We start from the raw sequence: 17,149 nt of genomic DNA on the forward strand, positions 1-17,149 counted from the left end.
CCCCGGCGCCGGCCGCCAGCTTCGCCGCCCCGCTGGGCTACCGCCTCTACCGGGCCGAGGGCCAGAACCCGGCCGCCAGCGCCTACACCTTGGTGCGCACGGCCACCAGCCTGAGCGACACCACCCACACCGACACCAACCTGAACACGCGCGACAAGGCCTATACCTACCGCCTCGAGTTCTTCCGCGCCACGCCTGAAGTCGTCGAGCCCGCCGGGCCTGCCAGTTCCGTGCGCCTCAATACGGTGGCCAACCCGGTGGGCACGACCGTGAAGCTGACCTGGACCTACAACGTGCCCTGGGACAACAGCGTGACGCGCACCCGCGTCTACCGGCGTGATGCCGACCCGGCGGCGCCCTTCGTGCTGGTGGGCGACACGGTGAGCACCCGCACCGGCGGCACCTTCACCGACCGCAGCAGCACGCTACGCAAGGACCAGACGTATTGCTACCGGGTGGAAACCGTGGGGACGTACGGCGCCCCCAACCAGCCCAGCAACCTGCTCAACCTGAGTCAGGTGAGCTGCGTGACGCTGGCCGCCGTGCCCTGCCCGCCGGTGCTGACGCTGCTGCCCGTCAACTGCGACAGTATTGCCGCGGTGGCCCAGCAGGCGCCGAACCGGGGCCGCACCCTGCTTTACACGAACCGCCTGACCTGGACGCTGGGCAACACCCCCGCCGACTGTAGCCGCAACATTTCCTACTACCGCGTGCTCTACAGCCCTACGCAGTATGGGCCGCTGCAGGAAATCGGCCGGACGCCGGTGCGCAGCTTCGTGCACAGCAACCTGGCCTCGGCGGCGGGCTGCTACGCGGTGGTGGCCGTGGATTCATTGGGCAACAACAGCGCCCAGAGCAACGTGGCCTGCCAGGATAATTGCCAGTTCTTCCTGCTGCCCAACATCTTCACCCCCGACAACGACGGCCGCAACGACGTGTTTCGTCCGATTTCGGCCTCGCCCATCGTGCGGGCCAAGGTGCAGATTTTCAACCGCTGGGGCGTGAAGATGTACGAGGGTAACGCCTCCTCCGACCTTACGCTCTGGGACGGTGGCGGTGCGGCCAGCGGCGAAAGCGGCGGCGCCAAGGCCGTGGCGGGCACCTACTACTACCTCATCGAAGTGCAGTTTGCTGACCTCAACCGCACCACCAAAACCTACAAAGGCTGGGTAGAGGTAATGCGCTAAGCTTCCAGATTCCAAGGAAAGGGCCATCGGTTTCGATGGCCCTTTTTCGTTAGCTTATCGGCCATGAACAAAGCAAGCCAGCTGCTACTGGCAACGCTGGTGCTAGGGAGCTGTGCCGCGCGCCAGTCCAAACCAGTAGTACCGCTGGCGGAAGCGAAAGTCAAAACGGCGGCGGAGGCCCAGGCCATTGCGCTGCGCTGGATAGCGCAGGACAGCAGCGAAGTCCGGCACCTGCGGCTGGATCAGGTGGAAGTGCAGGAGCAACCGGCTGGCTGGGAGGTCTTCATCCGACGCAACGACAACCGAAAGCCGGGCGGCACCCTGATCGTAGTGGACAAGCGCACCGGGAAGCCGACTAACGTGCCCCTGAAGTGACGCCGGCCCGGTTTTGCGCATAAGGGCCTGATTGCGCACCTTGCGGCCCGTTTGGGCGGCCGCGCCGTACAACGACTTCACAACGCTTTTTCCCACCGACCTTTCCCCACATGAAAGCAGTAGTATTTCCCGGCCAGGGCAGCCAGTTCACCGGCATGGGCCGCGACCTGTTCGAGCAGCACCCCGAAGCCCGCGCCCTGATGACGCAGGCCAACGACATCCTCGGCTTCTCGCTCACCGACATCATGTTCTCGGGCTCCGAGGAGGACCTGCGCCGCACCGACGTAACCCAGCCGGCCATCTTCGTGCACTCAGTAGCGCAGTTCGTGGCCACGCCCGGCCTGCAGCCCGATATGGTGGCCGGCCACTCACTGGGCGAGTTTTCGGCCCTGGTGGCCGCAGGCGTGCTCACGTTTGAGGACGCGCTGCGGCTGGTGGCCCGTCGCGCCCAGGCCATGCAGGCCGCCTGCGAGGAGCAGCCCGGCACCATGGCCGCCATCCTCGGCCTCGACGACGCCACGGTGGAGCGCATCTGCCAGGAAATCACGCAGGGCGGCAACGTGGTGGTGGCCGCCAACTACAACTGCCCCGGCCAGCTGGTTATCAGCGGCTCCAAGGCCGGCATCGAGCAGGCCTGCGAAGCCCTGAAGGCCGCCGGCGCCAAGCGCGCCCTGCCGCTGCCGGTGGGCGGCGCCTTCCACTCGCCGCTGATGCAGTCGGCCGAGGCGGCGCTGGCCGAGGCCATCGGGCGCACCACCTTCAGCGCCGGCCGCTGCCCGGTGTACCAGAACGTGGACGCCGCCCCGCACACCGACCCCGACGAAATCCGCCAGAACCTGATTCGCCAGCTGACCGCGCCGGTGCGCTGGACGCAGTCGGTGCAGCGCATGAGTGAGGACGGCGCCACCGAATTCGTGGAGTGCGGCCCGGGCAAGGTACTGCAGGGCCTGGTGAAGAAAATTTCGCCCCAGGCCGCCACGGCCTCGGCCCAGTAAATCGAGCTGATTGAGTACGTTCGTGGAAAGAGCCGGCGCTAGCCGGCTCTTTTAGCATCCGCCCCATGAACACCGCCGCTCCCGTTGCTGCATTCTGGTCGAGGCCCCGCGTGGCGGTGGCGGCTGCGGTCGTGCTGGCCACGGCGCTGCTGCTGGGCCTGCTGCTCTACGCGCTGCTACCCGGCCTGGCCCGCACCGCCGACTCGCGGCACTACTTGGCCGCCGCGGCCAGCTTCGCCGAAACGGGCCAATTGCTGAATGCCGACGGCACCCCATACACCTCGTGGGGGCCGCTGTACCCGCTGTTATTAGCGCTGGGCAGCCGGCACGTGCTGGCCTGGGCCACCGGGCTGCACGTGCTGGCCAGCCTGACATGCCTCTGGAGCTGGGGCTACCTGGCCATGCAGCTGTTGCCGCGCCGGGCAGTGGTGGCCTGGAGCCTGCTGGTGCTGGCCCTGGCGGCCCCTTGGCTGATTACGGCCAAGTTTATCTGGGCCGAAGCCGGTTTTCAGGCACTGTTCGGGCTCTACGCCGTGGCGCTGTACCGCTGGCTGCGCACCCGGCGGCCGGGCTGGCTGATAGCCGCCACCGTAGCCGGGGTGCTGCTGCCGCTGCAGCGCACCTCGGGCGTGTTTCTGCTGCTCGGGGTGGGAGCGGGGTTGGTATTGGCGTATCCAGCCGAGCTGCGCCGTCATTGGCGGGCCCTGAACGTACACGCCGTAATCATAAGCAGCGCGGCGGGAAGCTGGCTGTGGCATGCTCAGCACGTGGCCGCGCAGCCCGAAGTGTACCGCAGCCGCGGCTGGCAGGGCCTGCGCGAAACCCTCGGCGACTACGGCTACGTGCTCACGCGCTGGCTGGTGCCGGTGCAGCAGGCCGGTTGGCCCAAGCACTGGCTGTTCGAGCTGCTGCTGCCCGCGCTGCTGCTAGCCCTGGCTGCTATGGTCTGGCGCAGCCGGCAGCCCTTTCTGCGCCTGCTGGGGGCGGTGCTGCTGACCTATATTCTCTGCCACATCGGCATCACGGTGCTGAGCCGGGCCGGGGGCAACGTGTACGACGTGGAGCGCTACGCAGCAGCCGTTTACGGGCCGTTTGTGCTGCTGCTGGCCGAGGCGGCCGGCCGGCTGGCCGTGCGGCGGTGCTGGGTGCTGCTGGTGCTGGCGTGCTGGCTGGCCTACCCGGCGGTGCGGGCAGCGCGGGTGGCCCGGTTCTGCCATCAGCTGCCAGTGCCGATTCGCTAATAACTAACGACTTACATATCCCCGAACCAGGGCTCCACGGGCAGCTTGTCGGGGCAGTCGGCCAGCAGGTCGGCCACCGATTTGTGGAGCTGCGGGTGCACGTAGGTGGTGGCGATATCGGCCAGGGGCACCAGGGCAAACATGCGCTCGGGCAGGCGCGGGTGCGGAATGGTCAGCGCCTCGGTCTGCAGCACCAGGTCGTCGTAGAAGAGAATGTCCACGTCGAGGGTGCGCGGGCCCCACAGCTCCAGCCGCTCCCGGCCCAGGTCGGCCTCCACCTGCTGGCAGGCGGCCAGCAGCTGCTCGGGCGTGAGGTCGGTGCTGAGCTGCACGGCCTGGTTCAGAAACGCCGGCTGCGCCTCCTGGCCCCAGGCCGCCGTTTCGTACACCCCCGATACCGCTACCAGCCGGCCGCCTTTTTCAGCCAGGCCCAGCAGGGCGCGGTGCAGCGTGACGACCCGGTCGCCGAGGTTGGAGCCGAGGAGCAGGTAGGCAGTGTGGGCGTGTGGTTTCATGCGAGTGGAGCAAGTGACTGGCGCCGGTTTAGCTGCCGCAGGCGACGCAACCGGTGCCCCAAATAAAGCAGGTTTTCAACCTGCGTCGAACCTTGTAGCGGCAGGCTGGAAGTTGTGCCCAGGCCCCACGCGCAGGCTGAAAGCCTGTCTGATTGTAGGTGCCGGCCAGTTAATGCTCCTCAAAAAACGTCGCCGTGCGTTCGGCCACCTCCTGCGCCAGCGGGGGCAGGGTGGTTTCGGCCCAGGGGTGGGCGCCGCCGAACATGTGCCCGCCACCGGGCAGAATGACCACTTCCGCGTCGGGCTTGGCCTGCTGCAGCAGCGGTACCTTGGCCACCGGCAGCGTTTCGTCCTGGTCGCCGTGGATGATGAGCAGGGGCTGGCGGTGGCGCAGGCGCAGGTTGTGCTGAATGTCGAGGCGGCGGCGGTTGCGGTGGTAATCTTCTACCATCTGGAAGTACAGCGGTAGCTGCTGCTGGGTGCGCGTGTTTTCCACGTGCAGCACGCCGGCCTGCTGCCAGTGCTGCATCATGGGCTCGGGCCAGCCGGGGTTGACGTCGGTAATGGGGGCCCAGGCGGCCACGGCGCGCACGCGGGCGTCTTCGGCGGCCTTGAGCATGGCCAGGCCCCCGCCCCGGCTGTGGCCGGCGAGGTAGAGGCGCCCGAGGTCCATTTCGGCGGCCGGAATGGGCGTCTGGCCGGGCTGGTGCAGGGCGTCGAGCAGGCAGCCGATGTCGTCCAGCTCGATGCTGAAGTTGTTGCGGCCGAAAGCGTCGAGGTCTTCCAAATCCCCAGTCCCGCCGATGACCACGCCGTTGTGCGAGAGGTCGAGCTTAACGAACACGAAGCCGCGCCGGGCAAAGAAATCGGCCAGCACGTTGAAGTGGCCCCAGTCCTTGAAGCCCTTGAAACCGTGCACGAACACCACCACCGGCTTGGCGCGGCCATCGGGCACGAAGCGGGCATCGGCGGCGAAGGCGCGGCTGTGGTGGGCGGGCGTGAGGGTGAAATCGAGGCGGGTGGTGGCAATAGGAGCAACCATGGCGGTAGGAGAGTGGAGCGGATTCAGAAGGACAACCGGCGCGGCGGCCGGCGGTTACAGCAGCCAGTAGGTGACCAGAAACAGCAGCGGGCGGTACACGTTGATGAGCAGCCAGAAAAAGCCGATGCCCACCGCCAGCCCGCGGGCAGTGGCCGCCACCGCCCCGCCGCCGTAGGTGCGCCGCAGCAGCACCGCCGCCCACGCCGTGATGCTGAGCGTGATAATGGCCGTGGCCACCAAATCCCGGTTGCCGAAGTCCAACGGCTGCGCCCGGGCCCGGTTGATCAGCCAGATCAGGGCCGTACCCGGCGCAATCATCACCAGCTCCACCAGCAGAATCTGGCTGATCAGGTGCGTCCCGGTGACGACGTGCTCCAGAAAATACCGGCGCTGCCGCCAGAACAGGGCCGTCAGCAGCAGGGCCAGCAGCGGGATGAAGGCGAAAATCAGCGTCTTCGACAGCACGTTGGCCGAGGCGTTGAATTGCTCGGCCAGCTGGTCCAGCGTGATGCCGCGCCGCGCGGCCAGGTGCTGCATCCGCCCGGCGGCCCAGCCCCCGTACCAGTTGTCGACGTGGTAGCGCCAGGGCGTATTGAAAATCTGCAGGTGCAGCTTGTGGGCCGCGAAGACGAACAGCAGGTTGACCACCAGAAACAGCTGCAGGGGCTTGGGCCAGGGCACCCGGCGCCCGGCCAGCACCTCGCGGGTCATCAGGCCGGGGCGGCGCAGCAGGCTCCAGCCGCCCTTCACCACTTTCAGGTCGAAGTGGGTGGCCGTGTCCACGGCGTGCTCCAGGAAGTGGCCGAGGTGGTAATCGTGGTGGTCGAGGCGCTTTTCGCCGCAGTGATGGCAGAAAGGGCCTTGCAGCGCGGTGCCGCAGGTGGCGCAGGCGGCGCCGACGTCGACGGTGGGGGCGGTGGCTGACACGGGCAGGCGGACTGGGTGGTTGCGAAGGGCCAATCTACGCAACCGAGCCAGCTTCCCCGCCGTCCGCAGCCGAAAACTGCCGCCGCGTGCGTATCATTGCGCGCCCTACCCACCGCATGAAATATTCGCTGGACGATATACAGGCCCCCATTGCGGCCGAAATGCAGGAATTTGAACTCAAGTTCCGCCAGTCCATGCAAACGCGGGTGCTGCTGCTGGACAAAATCATGGGCTACATCATCCGGCGCAAAGGCAAGCAGCTGCGCCCGATGTTCGTATTCCTGACGGCCCATACCGTCAGCCCCGACCCCACCGCCCCGCTGCCTGAGCCCACCTTCCGCGGCGCGGCCCTCATCGAGCTGCTGCACACGGCCACCCTGGTGCACGACGACGTGGTAGACGAATCCAACTACCGCCGCGGCTTCTTCTCCATCAACGCCCTGTGGAAGAATAAGATAGCCGTGCTGGTGGGCGACTACCTCCTGTCGCGCGGCCTGCAGCTGGCCCTGGAGCACGACGACTTCGACCTGCTCAAAATCGTGAACCGGGCCGTGCGCGAGCTGAGCGAAGGGGAGTTGCTGCAAATCGAAAAAGCCCGCCGCCTCGACATCACCGAGGAGGTGTACTTCGACATTATCCGGCAGAAAACGGCCTCGCTCATTGCCTCCTGCACCGCCGTGGGCGCCTCCTCGGTGGGCGCCAGCAAGGAAGCGGTGGAGCGCGCCCGGCTGTTCGGCGAGAAGGTGGGCATGGCCTTCCAGATCAAGGACGATTTGTTTGACTTCGGCACGGCCGAAATCGGCAAGCCGGTGGGCATCGACATCAAGGAGAAAAAGATGACACTGCCCCTGATTTACGCCCTGCAGCAGGCCTCCTGGCTGCAGAAGCGCCGCGTCATCTACAACGTGCAGAACAACGACGGCCGCGCCGACCGCGTGCAGGCCGTCATCGAGTTCGTGAAGAAGTCGGGCGGGCTGGAGTACGCCGTGGAGCGCATGAAGCAGTTCCGCGACGAGGCCCTGGCCATTCTGCACACCTTCCCGGCCTCGCCGGCCCGGGTGTCGCTGGAGCAGCTCATCGAGTACACCATCGAGCGGGAGAAGTGAGCCGCCGGTGGCGCTGGCCGTCATTGCGAGCGAAGCGCGGCAATCTTTCCTCTCGCGGTAGAAACGGTATGAGAAGCACTGCCCGAAACCTGCAGACGCAATGTTTCGGGCGGTGCTGTTTTCGGTTTGTAGGTATTCTGGCGGCGGTGCTACTAGAGGAACAATTGCCGCGCTTCGCTCGCAATGACTGCAGGGTGAGCCGGCTGAGTACGCGGAGCCACGGCGACGCCGTAGCTTTGCTGCTACGCCGAAACCAGTTCCACCGGCACCCCGACGTTTTGCCGCCCGCCCATGCCCAAATGCTTTCCGCTGCCGCTGCTGATTCTGCTGGTGCTGCTTGATTTGGGCTACACCTTCTGGCAGAACTATCAGCTGCCGCTGGAAGGCGACCTGCCGCAAATCGTGCTGCCCGCGCCCGACTGCCGGCAGGTGCTCGGTGACCCGTTCGGTTGGGCGGCCCTCACGCGCCACGAGGTGTACGTGGCCCCGAACCGCTTCTTCGCGCACGCGGCCATGGTGGGCTACTTCAAGTCGGTGCCCTTCGCGCTGCAGCGGCTGGGAATGAGCCCCATCAGCAGCATCTACGCGGCCTGCGCCCTGTTCAATACCTTGGTGCAGGCGCTGATTATGTACGTGCTCGGCCGCTACGCCAGCGGCACCTGGAGCCTTCGTTCCCGGCGGCTGTGGGTGACGATGGCGCTGCTGGTGCCGCTGTTTCAGGTGGGGGGCTACCACAACCAGATGGGCATTGCCGACAACTCCATCACCTACACTTTCTTCTACGGCTTCCCGCTGCTGCTGCTGCTGCTCTACTTTCTGCCGTTTTACCAGGCCGAAGTCGACCAGCGGCCCTTTCACGTGGGGCCGTTGACCTGGCTGGGCCTCGTCGGGCTGATGGTGGTGCTGAGCTTCAACGGGGCCATCGTGCCGGGCGTGGTAGCGGTGCTGGGCGCGGGCATTGCGTTGCGCTGGCTGGGCCGGCAGGGGCCGTTGCTGCGCCAAGGGGAGTGGGCGGAAGTCAGGCGGCGCATTCCCTGGCAGCCGTTCGGGCTGCTGATCATCTTCGGCCTGCTGTGCCTGTACTCGCTCTACATCGGCACTTTCGAGGCCGAGCGGCTCACGCACACGCTGCCGCTGTGGGAGCGGTACCAGCGCCTGCCGCTGGGCCTCAACGACCAGTTTCGCCGCCCCGGCCTGCCCATCTTCCTCGGCGCGGTGCTGCTGAACCTGGCCTTGATTCGCTGGGCCGCCCCCGCCACGGAAAACGGCCGCCGCCTGCTGCGTGTGGGCCGCTGGCTGGGGCTGTTCGCGCTGGTGTTCATCCTGCTGCTGCCCCTGGGCGGCTACCGCAACTACCGCCCGCTCATCCTGCGCCGCGACTCGGTGCTGCCCATTCTGCTGGCGCTGCTGGCGCTGTACACGCTCACGAGCTACTACCTGCTGCGCCACCTGCCCGCCGCGCGCCGCCGGGGCTACCTGGCCTGGGTGCTGGTGCTGTCGGCTTTTTACACGGTTTCCGACCACCCCGGGCTGCCGCGCACCAACGCCTGTGAACGGCAGGCTTTTCAGACGCTGGCCCAAAGCGCCGGCCCCGTGGTGCCGCTGCCCAACGACTGCACCGTCATGGCCTGGGAGCTGATTACGTATCCCGATGCCTCCGAAACGCCCGCCCAGCTGCTCGACTACTGGGGCGTGACCTGGGGCAAGCGGCTGTACTACCAGCAACCGAAGCAGTAATGCTAACTGCCGAAAAAGCAGCGGGGCCGCAGCTCAGGTAGCTGCGGCCCCGCGTCGTTTAACCGTCCACGAAATCCGGGCAATCCGCCGAATCCGTCTAAATCAGTGATTCTCCTCAGCCGGCGGAATCTGGTAACTCACGCTGCCCTTGGCCACTTCCGACACGTCGAACGTGACTCCGTCGAAAGTGCTCTTGATGGTAATCTGGTGTGTCATGTCGCAGCCAGGGCACTTGATTTCTTCCTTCTCGTACTGCCCGTCGTCCTCCGTGGAGTTGGCCAGCAGGTCGGGGGCCGGAATGCCAATCAGGTCGGTGAAGACTTCGGTGTGGCACTTATTGCACTCGAATTTCAGGCCGACGGTGTGGCCTTGCAGGTCGCTGAGCGGGGCGGGTTCGTTGGCTTTTTGCTGAATCCACATAGGGACGAGGGGTTTGGTTTGGAGAAAGGGAAGAGGCAGGAAGCTGAAGACGGCCCCAACCGGGCCGCGTCTGAATGGTACGCAGGCAGCGGTAAAAAGGTCGGCTCGGATTCGTCGTCCTGGAATGGCGGCGCGTCGTACCTTCACTACCCAAGCCGGGTCAATAGTACGACCGGCCTGTTCTGCCTGGTATGACGCCTGTCACTTCCCCTCCTGCGCTGCCTCGGGTGCCGCGGCTGCTTTCCTTCCGCAACTCCTGGGCCCTGGCCGCCGACCCCATCCCGGTCATCACCGGCTACCTCGATACCTACGGCGACACCATCGGGCTGCACCTGGGCGGCGTGCGGCCCACCCTGCTCACCCGCGACCCGGGACTGATTCAGCACGTCCTGCAGAAAAACCACCGCAACTACCCCAAATCCGACATTTCGCAGGGCTTGGCGCGCTACCTCGGCCACGGCCTGCTCACGGCCGAGGGCAACTACTGGCTGCAGCAGCGCCGCCTCATCCAGCCCGGTTTTCACCGCCAGCGCCTGGCCACGCTCACGGAATTGATGCTCGACGTCATCGACGAGTGCCTGGCGCCGGTGGTGGCCGCGGCCCGGCAGCAGGGCGGGCGCACCGAAGTGCCCGTGCACGAGCTGATGACCGCCACGGCCTTCCGCATCATCGCCCGCTCGGTGTTCAGCACGGCCATGAGCGAAGACGAGCTGCAGCGCCTCTCGCGCCTGCTCACCGAGCTGCAGGCCTTCTACGTGCGCACCCTGCGCCAGCCCTACCTGCGCCCCTGGCTGGGCCTGCGCGGGCAGTACGGCCACCACGACCGGCTGGCCGCCGAGCTGCGCCAGCTCATCCGCGGCTACATCCAGCGGCGCAAGCAGCAGCCCGGCCCCGGCCCCGACGACCTGCTGCAGATGCTGCTGGAGGTGCGCTACGAGGACACCGGCCTGCCCATGACCGACGAGCAGGTGCTCGACGAGGCCATTATCCTGCTGGTGGCCGGCCACGAAACCTCCGCCAACGGCCTCTCCTGGCTGTGGTACCTGCTGGCCCGCCACCCCGAGGAAGCCGCCCGCCTGCGCGCCGAAATGACGGCGGTGCTCGGCGCCCGCCGCCCCACTTTCGCCGACCTGCCGCAGCTGCCCTACGCCCTGCAGGTGGTGCAGGAAGCCCTGCGCCTCTACCCGCCGGTGTGGATGGTGGACCGCCGCGCCGCCCGCGACGACGAGTACAACGGCCTGCGCCTGCCCCAGGGCACGCTGATTTCGGCCTACCTCTACGGCGTGCATCACCACGCGGGGCTCTGGCCTGACCCTGAGGCCTTCCGACCGGCGCGCTTCGAGCCCGAGGCCCTGCGCCAGCAGCCGCCCTACGCCTACCTGCCCTTCGGCGGCGGGCCGCGGCTCTGCATCGGGCAGCAGTTTGCCCTCACCGAAATGCAGCTGGTGCTGCTGCAGGTGCTGCGCCGCTTCGAGGTGGAGTGGGTGGAGCAGCCGGCCGTGCTCATGCGCCCGCTCATCAGCCTGCGCCCGCGCCACGACATCCGGCTGGGTTTTCGGCTGCGCGAAGTGGGGGAGTAGTTTGTTAACCTGTCGAGGTTGGGAGAAATCAGGATGATATCCGACCTTTGAAGGCTGAAAATCCGGTCTAACAGGGTGTTGCCGCACCACATTTGCTCTTTATGACCACTCTTCTCGCTGCTGATAAGGCCCTGCCGGCCACGCTGGACGCCGCCCACGCCGAAATACAGGCGCTGCGGGCCGCGCTGGCCGAGCAAACGGCATTGGCCCGTATCCCGGCCCAGAATCCCAACCCGGTATACCGCCTCGGGCCCAACCAGCAGCGGCTGTTCGCCAACGCCGCCGCCGAGCGGCTGGCCGCCTCTCTTTCCCCGGCCGACTTGGCCGCCGGCCGTGACCAGGCGTTCAGCTGGGCCATGGAAGCCTTGGCCAGCGGCGAGCAGATGCAGCGGGAGCTGCGCGTGGGTGGGCGCTACTTCGCGGCCCGGCTAGTGCCGTTTCCGCGGGAGCAGTACGTGAACCTGTACCTGACCGAGCAGACGGCCCTGGTGGAGGCGCAGCGCGAGCAAGCGGCGCAGCAGACCATCATTCAGCAGGTGCTCGATGCGGTGCCGGTGCTGGTGTACGTGCGCGACGCGGCCGGTAAGTACGTGTTTCAGAACGCCATAACCCGCGAAATGGGCCAGCAGCTAGCCAACAGCCAGCCCACGCCCGAGCTGGCCGCCGAGCAGGCCCAACAGCTGGCCAGCTACGACGCGGCCGACGCCCAGGTGCTGGCCACCGGCCGCCAGCTGGTGGTGGAAGACGAGCTAACCCTGCCCAACGGCGACAAGCGCTGCCTGCACACCATCAAGCAGCCCCTGCGCTGGGCCGACGGCGAGCTGCACGTGCTCGGTGTGAGTGCCGATGTGACCGAGCTGAAGCGCGCCACCGAAGCCGCCACGGCCGCCGCCAAAGCCCGGGAGAACTTTCTGGCCAACATGAGCCACGAAATTCGTACGCCCTTGAACGGGGTGCTCGGCATGGCCAACCAGCTGGCCAAAACCGCCCTCGACCCGCGCCAGCAGGAGTTGCTGGGCATCATCCGCAACTCGGGCCAGCACCTGCTGGGCGTCATCAACGACGTGCTCGACATGGCCAAGATCAGCTCGGGCAAGCTGGAGCTGGCCCAGGAGGCCTTCGACGTGTGCGAGGTGCTGTTCCAGGCCGCGCAGCCGCTGTTCGTGCAGGCCGAGGAAAAAGGCATTCACGTCGAGGCCATCCGCCTGCACGAGTCCTGCCCGAACCCGCAGGTGGTCGGCGACCCGCACCGGCTCGGCCAGATCATCCTGAACCTGTTCTCGAACGCCATCAAATTCACCCCGGCGGGCGGCACCATCACGGCCGGCGGCTACCAGCTGGCCGAAACCGACGATTCGCTGACCATTGAGTTCCGCTTCGCCGACACCGGCGTGGGCATCGCGCCCGACAAGCTGGACCGCATCTTCGAAAACTTCACCCAGGCCTACGCCGACACCTCGCGCCACTTCGGCGGCACTGGCCTGGGCCTTACCATCTCGCGGGCCCTGGTGGAGCGCATGGGCGGCACGCTTTCGGTGCAAAGTGAGCTGGGAAAAGGCAGCACCTTCACCGTGCACCTGACCTTGCCCCGCGCCAAGGCTGCGCCCGCCGTCCCGGCCCCGACGGCGGCGCCCAACTACGACACCGGCGCCCTGCGCGGCCGGCGCCTGCTGCTGGTCGAAGACAACGACATCAACCGCCTGGTGGTGCGGATGCTGCTGGAAGAGTGGGGCGCCGAACTCGACGAAGCCGAGGACGGCCCCGAAGGTCTGGCCCTGGCCACCACCCACGCCTACGACGCGGTAATGATGGACATCCAGATGCCCGGCATGAGCGGCCTGGAAGCCACCGCCGCCATCCGCGCCCTGCCCGACGCCGGCCGCGCCCATGTCCCCATCCTGGCCCTGACGGCCAACGCCTTCCAGAGCGACACCGAGCAGTACCTGGCCGCCGGCATGAACGACTGCATTGCCAAGCCCTTCGAAGAAGCCGAGCTCTACGGCAAGCTAGCCGCGCTGGTGGCAGTGAGGTAGATGAGAGGATGACGTTCTTTTATCCACTCATCCACTCATCCGCTTATCCGCTTATCCACTCATCTACCTCACTGCCACCACCGATTCTGCGGCGGGGCTTCGGCGCCGAGCGTGACGGGCTGGCCCAACTCGGGCGTGGTGATGGGCAGGCCGCGACGGGCAGCCTCGGCGGCGGCGCGGGTGACGGGCTCGTTCCAGGCGTGGTGGGCTTCGGTGAAGGCGCCCCAGTGCACGGGCTGGTAGAGGCGGGCGCGCACGTCGAGGGCGGCCTGCACGCTCTGCTCGGGCATCATGTGAATCTGGCTCCACTGCCGGTCATATTGCCCGCACTCCATCAGCGCGAGGTCGAAGGGGCCGTATTTTTGGCCGATCTGCCGGAAGTGCGGGCCGTAGCCCCCGTCGCCGCTGTAGAACACGCGGCGCGTGGGCGTTTTCATCACCCACGACGACCAGGAGGTGGAATTGCGGTTTGTGAGGCCGCGGCCGGAAAAGTGCCGGGCGGGCTGGCTGATAACCGTCAGGCCGCCGGGCAGCTGCAGCGAGTCGTTCCAGTCCATTTCGTGGATTTTGGCTTCGGCCACACCCCAGAGGCGCAGGTGGGCCGCCACGCCCAACGGCACCACGAAGTGCGCGACTTTGTCCTTGAGCTGGCGGATGGTTTTGTAGTCGAGGTGGTCGTAGTGGTCGTGGGAGATGAGCACGGCGGTGATGCCGGGCAGCTGCTGGGGGCTGATGGCCAGCTGCGGGTTGTAGCGCTTGGGCGTCACCCAGGAAAGCGGGCCCATGTCTACGCTCAGCATGGGGTCGAGCAGCAGGTTCTGTCCGGCTATTTCCACCAGGCTGGCCGAGTGCCCAAACCAGGTCACGCGCAGGGTTTCGGCGGTTTTCTGCTTGATCTGTGCCGAGTCCAGCGGCTGGGTGGGCAGCGGGGCGGCGGGCTCGGTATTGGGCACTTTGCTGAACAAAAACCGCCACAAGGCCCCCACCATGCTGCCGCCGGTCATCATTTCGGTAGGCAGCAGGTTCTCGAACTTGCCGTCGTGGTAGCGGCCGGTTTTGGCGTAGGCGGTGCGCTCGGCCTTGGTGGGCTTGCCGCCCAGCTCGGGGCTGAGGTTGGCGAAGGCCACGCCGGCCAGCAACAGCAGAATCAGCAGGCTCAGCACCCAGCGGCCGAGGGTTTTCAGGGGTTTTCTCATGGAAGAATGTGGAAGTATTCCTGCACGTCGAGCAGCTCGGTGGCGCGGGCCTTGCCGCGCAAAGACTGCCCGCCGAGGGGCGTAAACTGAAACTCGGGCTGCGGGCCCAGCTGCTGGCGCAGCGCGTCGGAAATCAGGAATTTGCTGCCCAGGGCGTTGCACTGGCTCTGGATGCGGGCGGTGGTGTTGAGCACATCGCCGTGGTACACCAGCTCGCGGTGCGCCGTGCCGACCAGCACCGTGGTCACCAGCCCGCCGTGGGCGCCGGCCTTGAACTCGGGCACGGCCGCGTAGTGGCGCAGGTAGTAGTCGCGCCGCTCGTCGATGGCCCGCTGCATCTCGAAAAAGCAGTGCAGGCAGTTGGCAAAGCGCAGCCCCAGGTCGGCGGGCCAGGTCACCACCACTTCGTCGCCCACGTACTGGTACACCTCGCCGCGGGTGGCCACGATGGCCGGGCTCACGTCGCGGAAAAAGTCGCGCACCAGGCGGCTGTAGGCGTCGTTGCCCAGGCGCTCGGCCAGCTGGGTCGAGCCTTTCAAATCGACGAAGAGAAAGAAGCGGTCCTCGGTTTCGGGCTGCTGGTAGCGCCCGCCCAGCAGCTCCTGCAGGCGGCGCCGGCTCATGCCCTGCAAGAGCTGCCGCATCAGCGAGGTGACGAACACGGCCAGCAGGTAGATGACGGGCACCAGTAGCAGGTGGCGCAGCGGCCCGGCCGTGCTCGGCGCCGGCTCGGCCCACAGCTGCGGCAGCCCCAACCGATAGGCCACAAACCGAAACCCGGCGTAGAGCAGCCCCAGCAGCAGCAGGTGCCCGAGGCCCTGCAGCAGCTTGGCCGCGCGCAGCGAAAACCGCTGCACCAGCCACGGAAACACCACCGATTCCTGCACTCCCAGCAGCCAGCCGATAGGAAAGCCCACCAGCGCCAGCGGCAGCAGCGCCCGGTTGGGCACCCACAGCAGCAGGGCCATGGCCAGCAGCACCGTCACGAACACCCCGCCGGTACTGCCTATACTCTGAAGCAAATGGCGCTGCGCCGCCCAGAAGCGGGCCGAGCGGGCAGCAGAAGCGTTGACGTAGGGCATAGGCAGGGCAGGAGCGGGGCGGGGCCGCGGTAATGGTAGTCGGGATGATACGCGAAATACTTTACCGCGCTGCCAAATGCCCACGACAAACCCGTTGGGCGAGGCATCAGCTTTACGGTTTACACTTGAACGTCATGCGGAGCCCCGCGAAGCATTTCTACCGCTTCGTTGCTCGGTAAAGATGCTTCGCGGGGCTCCGCATGACCCGCACCCAACAAAGCCGCCCCGGCCGAAGAATCGACCGGGGCGGCGGAGAGAGAAGGAACGGTGGGGCGGTTTAGCTGCGGCCTTGCTTGAAGTCACCGCGGCGGCCGTCGTGCTGGCCGCGGCGCTGCTGCATCTGCTTCATGCGCTCCTGGCGCTTGGCCTCAAACTGGGCGTACTGCTTTTTGTTGAGCACGTCCTTGAGCTGCTTGTCGGTGCGCTCGTGGATTTGCTTGGCCTGGGCCATGCGCTGGCTGCGGTCGGCACTAGCCTGTTGCTGGCCGCGCAGGGCCTGCATCTGCTGCTGCTGATCCTGGAAGATCTTGGCCACTTTCTCCTGCTGCTTTTTGCTCAGATCCAGCTCCTTGGCCATGCGGTCGAGGCGTTGCTGCTGGTGCTGGGCGTCGTCGCGGCGGCCTTTCTTGTGGTCTTTGTCGCCGTCTTTGCGGCCGTCCTGGCGCAGTTCGCGGCGGTCTTTATCCTTGCCTTTGCCGAAGTCGGCGGCGAAGGAATTGCCGGCAAACGAGCCGGCCAGACCGAGGATAAGCGCGAGGCTGAAAAGTTGCTTTTTCATGGGTGACAAACGTTGGGTAGGTTAGTTTCGAAGTTGAAAATCAGGACGCTGCGTCCTTGTCAGCCTCTTTGCAAGCCCAGTGCCGAAGTGCCGCCCAGTCTGCCCGCTTCTCTGGCACCGGCCCCGAAAACCCGACGAATAGCCGCATTTTCTCGCCCATTCGCCCGCTGCCGTAGCGCGGCCTGCCCGCCGGGTTTTGCTACTTTGCCGCCATGCAGCTCCTGACCCTCGGCCCGCTCACGCCCGCCACCATTCCCCGCCTCGAAACCCCCGACCTCATCCTGCGCGGCCCCCGCCCCGACGACCTCATCGAAGCCACCGCCCTGCACCAGGACCCCGCCTTCTACCGCTACCTCGGCAACAAGCCCAACGACGAGGAAACCGTGTGGCGCCGCATCCTGGGCCAGCAGGGCCTCTGGGCCATGCTCGGCTACGGCAGCTGGTCCATTGAGGAAAAGGCCACCGGCCGCTTTATCGGCACCACCGGCTTCTTCGACTACCAGCGCGCCCTGGCCCCGTCCATCAAGGGCACGCCCGAAGCCGGCTGGGTTTTCGCCCCGCGCGTACACGGCCGCGGCTACGCCAGCCAGGCCGTGCAAGTCGCTCTGGCCTGGGCCGACGAGCACCTGCCCGCCCCGCGCACCGTCTGCATCATCGACCCCGACAACGCCGCTTCCCTGCGCCTGGCCCACAAGTTCGGCTACCGCGAATTTGCCCGCTCCCCCTACCACGACGCCGAAATCGTGCTGCTGGAACGGCCCAGAGGCGGCCGGTAATCTAAGCAACAGCTCAGAAGCAGGCGGCAACACCCCGCCGTCATTGCGAGCGAAGCGCGGCAACCTTTCCTCCAGTAGCACCGCCGCCGCAATACCTACAGACCGAAAACAGCACCGCCCGAAACTGCAGACGCGAGGTTTCGGGCGGTGCTGTTTTTG

16 protein-coding genes are annotated in these 17,149 nt (G+C 66.6%); 9 read left to right on the forward strand and 7 right to left on the reverse strand.

The features are described 5' to 3' along the window. The 4 genes from FDY95_RS24500 to FDY95_RS24515 all read left to right on the forward strand — a co-directional run. A partial coding sequence (locus tag FDY95_RS24500) for a T9SS type B sorting domain-containing protein (RefSeq protein ID WP_138082115.1) occupies positions 1-1,187 on the forward strand: 1,187 nt, incomplete at its 5' end. A gap of 63 nt (positions 1,188-1,250) precedes the next feature. Continuing rightward, positions 1,251-1,562, forward strand: a complete 312-nt coding sequence (locus FDY95_RS24505) for a hypothetical protein (protein ID WP_138082117.1) — start codon at positions 1,251-1,253, stop codon at positions 1,560-1,562. Between the two features lie 110 nt (positions 1,563-1,672). Next, positions 1,673-2,557, forward strand: a complete 885-nt coding sequence (fabD, locus tag FDY95_RS24510) for an ACP S-malonyltransferase (RefSeq protein WP_138082119.1) — start codon at positions 1,673-1,675, stop codon at positions 2,555-2,557. A gap of 65 nt (positions 2,558-2,622) precedes the next feature. After that, entirely contained in the window at positions 2,623-3,798 is a 1,176-nt protein-coding gene (locus tag FDY95_RS24515; protein WP_138082121.1) for a hypothetical protein, read from the forward strand. Between the two features lie 11 nt (positions 3,799-3,809). Here the strand turns inward: FDY95_RS24515 and folK are convergent, their stop codons facing one another. From folK to FDY95_RS24530, 3 genes are all read right to left on the reverse strand, one after another. Continuing rightward, positions 3,810-4,313 (reverse strand): 2-amino-4-hydroxy-6-hydroxymethyldihydropteridine diphosphokinase, encoded by a 504-nt coding sequence (folK, locus tag FDY95_RS24520; RefSeq protein ID WP_138082123.1) that lies wholly within the window; start codon positions 4,311-4,313, stop codon positions 3,810-3,812. 169 nt (positions 4,314-4,482) lie between these two features. Then, entirely contained in the window at positions 4,483-5,355 is an 873-nt protein-coding gene (locus FDY95_RS24525; RefSeq protein ID WP_138082125.1) for an alpha/beta hydrolase family protein, read from the reverse strand. Between the two features lie 54 nt (positions 5,356-5,409). Continuing rightward, positions 5,410-6,282, reverse strand: coding sequence for a DUF3667 domain-containing protein (locus tag FDY95_RS24530; RefSeq protein ID WP_171025841.1), 873 nt, complete (start codon positions 6,280-6,282; stop codon positions 5,410-5,412). A gap of 116 nt (positions 6,283-6,398) precedes the next feature. On the opposite strand from FDY95_RS24530, the gene FDY95_RS24535 reads away from it, so the two are divergent. Together FDY95_RS24535 and FDY95_RS24540 are read left to right on the forward strand one after the other, a co-directional pair. Further along, the gene (locus tag FDY95_RS24535) at positions 6,399-7,388 is read left to right on the forward strand and encodes a polyprenyl synthetase family protein (protein WP_138082129.1); all 990 of its coding nucleotides are present in this window, start codon (positions 6,399-6,401) and stop codon (positions 7,386-7,388) included. A 291-nt stretch (positions 7,389-7,679) separates the two neighbouring features. Next, positions 7,680-9,125, forward strand: coding sequence for a hypothetical protein (locus tag FDY95_RS24540; protein ID WP_138082131.1), 1,446 nt, complete (start codon positions 7,680-7,682; stop codon positions 9,123-9,125). A gap of 102 nt (positions 9,126-9,227) precedes the next feature. Here the strand turns inward: FDY95_RS24540 and FDY95_RS24545 are convergent, their stop codons facing one another. After that, positions 9,228-9,545, reverse strand: a complete 318-nt coding sequence (locus FDY95_RS24545; protein WP_138082133.1) for a hypothetical protein — start codon at positions 9,543-9,545, stop codon at positions 9,228-9,230. A gap of 191 nt (positions 9,546-9,736) precedes the next feature. Here FDY95_RS24545 and FDY95_RS24550 point away from each other — a divergent pair, with 191 nt between their 5' ends. After that, positions 9,737-11,125 carry a cytochrome P450 gene (locus tag FDY95_RS24550; protein WP_138082135.1) on the forward strand — a complete coding sequence of 463 codons (1,389 nt, stop codon included), beginning with the start codon at positions 9,737-9,739 and terminating at the stop codon, positions 11,123-11,125. A gap of 101 nt (positions 11,126-11,226) precedes the next feature. Continuing rightward, positions 11,227-13,158, forward strand: coding sequence for a hybrid sensor histidine kinase/response regulator (locus tag FDY95_RS24555; RefSeq protein WP_138082137.1), 1,932 nt, complete (start codon positions 11,227-11,229; stop codon positions 13,156-13,158). Positions 13,159-13,226: 68 nt separating this feature from the next. On the opposite strand, the gene FDY95_RS24560 is transcribed toward FDY95_RS24555, so the two are convergent. The 3 genes from FDY95_RS24560 to FDY95_RS24570 all read right to left on the reverse strand — a co-directional run bounded on the left by FDY95_RS24560 (position 13,227) and on the right by FDY95_RS24570 (position 16,214). Then, positions 13,227-14,354: an MBL fold metallo-hydrolase gene (locus FDY95_RS24560; RefSeq protein WP_138082139.1), complete on the reverse strand. Its 1,128-nt coding sequence runs from the start codon at positions 14,352-14,354 to the stop codon at positions 13,227-13,229. After that, complete coding sequence (locus tag FDY95_RS24565; protein WP_138082141.1) at positions 14,351-15,436, reverse strand: adenylate/guanylate cyclase domain-containing protein; 1,086 nt, start codon at positions 15,434-15,436, stop codon at positions 14,351-14,353. Before FDY95_RS24565 ends, FDY95_RS24560 begins: the two co-directional genes overlap by 4 nt. 277 nt (positions 15,437-15,713) lie before the next feature. Further along, entirely contained in the window at positions 15,714-16,214 is a 501-nt protein-coding gene (locus FDY95_RS24570; RefSeq protein WP_138082143.1) for a hypothetical protein, read from the reverse strand. A 212-nt stretch (positions 16,215-16,426) separates the two neighbouring features. On the opposite strand from FDY95_RS24570, the gene FDY95_RS24575 reads away from it, so the two are divergent. Then, the gene (locus tag FDY95_RS24575) at positions 16,427-16,990 is read left to right on the forward strand and encodes a GNAT family N-acetyltransferase (RefSeq protein WP_138082145.1); all 564 of its coding nucleotides are present in this window, start codon (positions 16,427-16,429) and stop codon (positions 16,988-16,990) included. Positions 16,991-17,149 lie beyond the last annotated feature (159 nt).

Source organism: Hymenobacter jeollabukensis (genome assembly GCF_005771675.1).
In the GTDB taxonomy this organism is placed as follows: domain Bacteria; phylum Bacteroidota; class Bacteroidia; order Cytophagales; family Hymenobacteraceae; genus Solirubrum; species Solirubrum jeollabukense.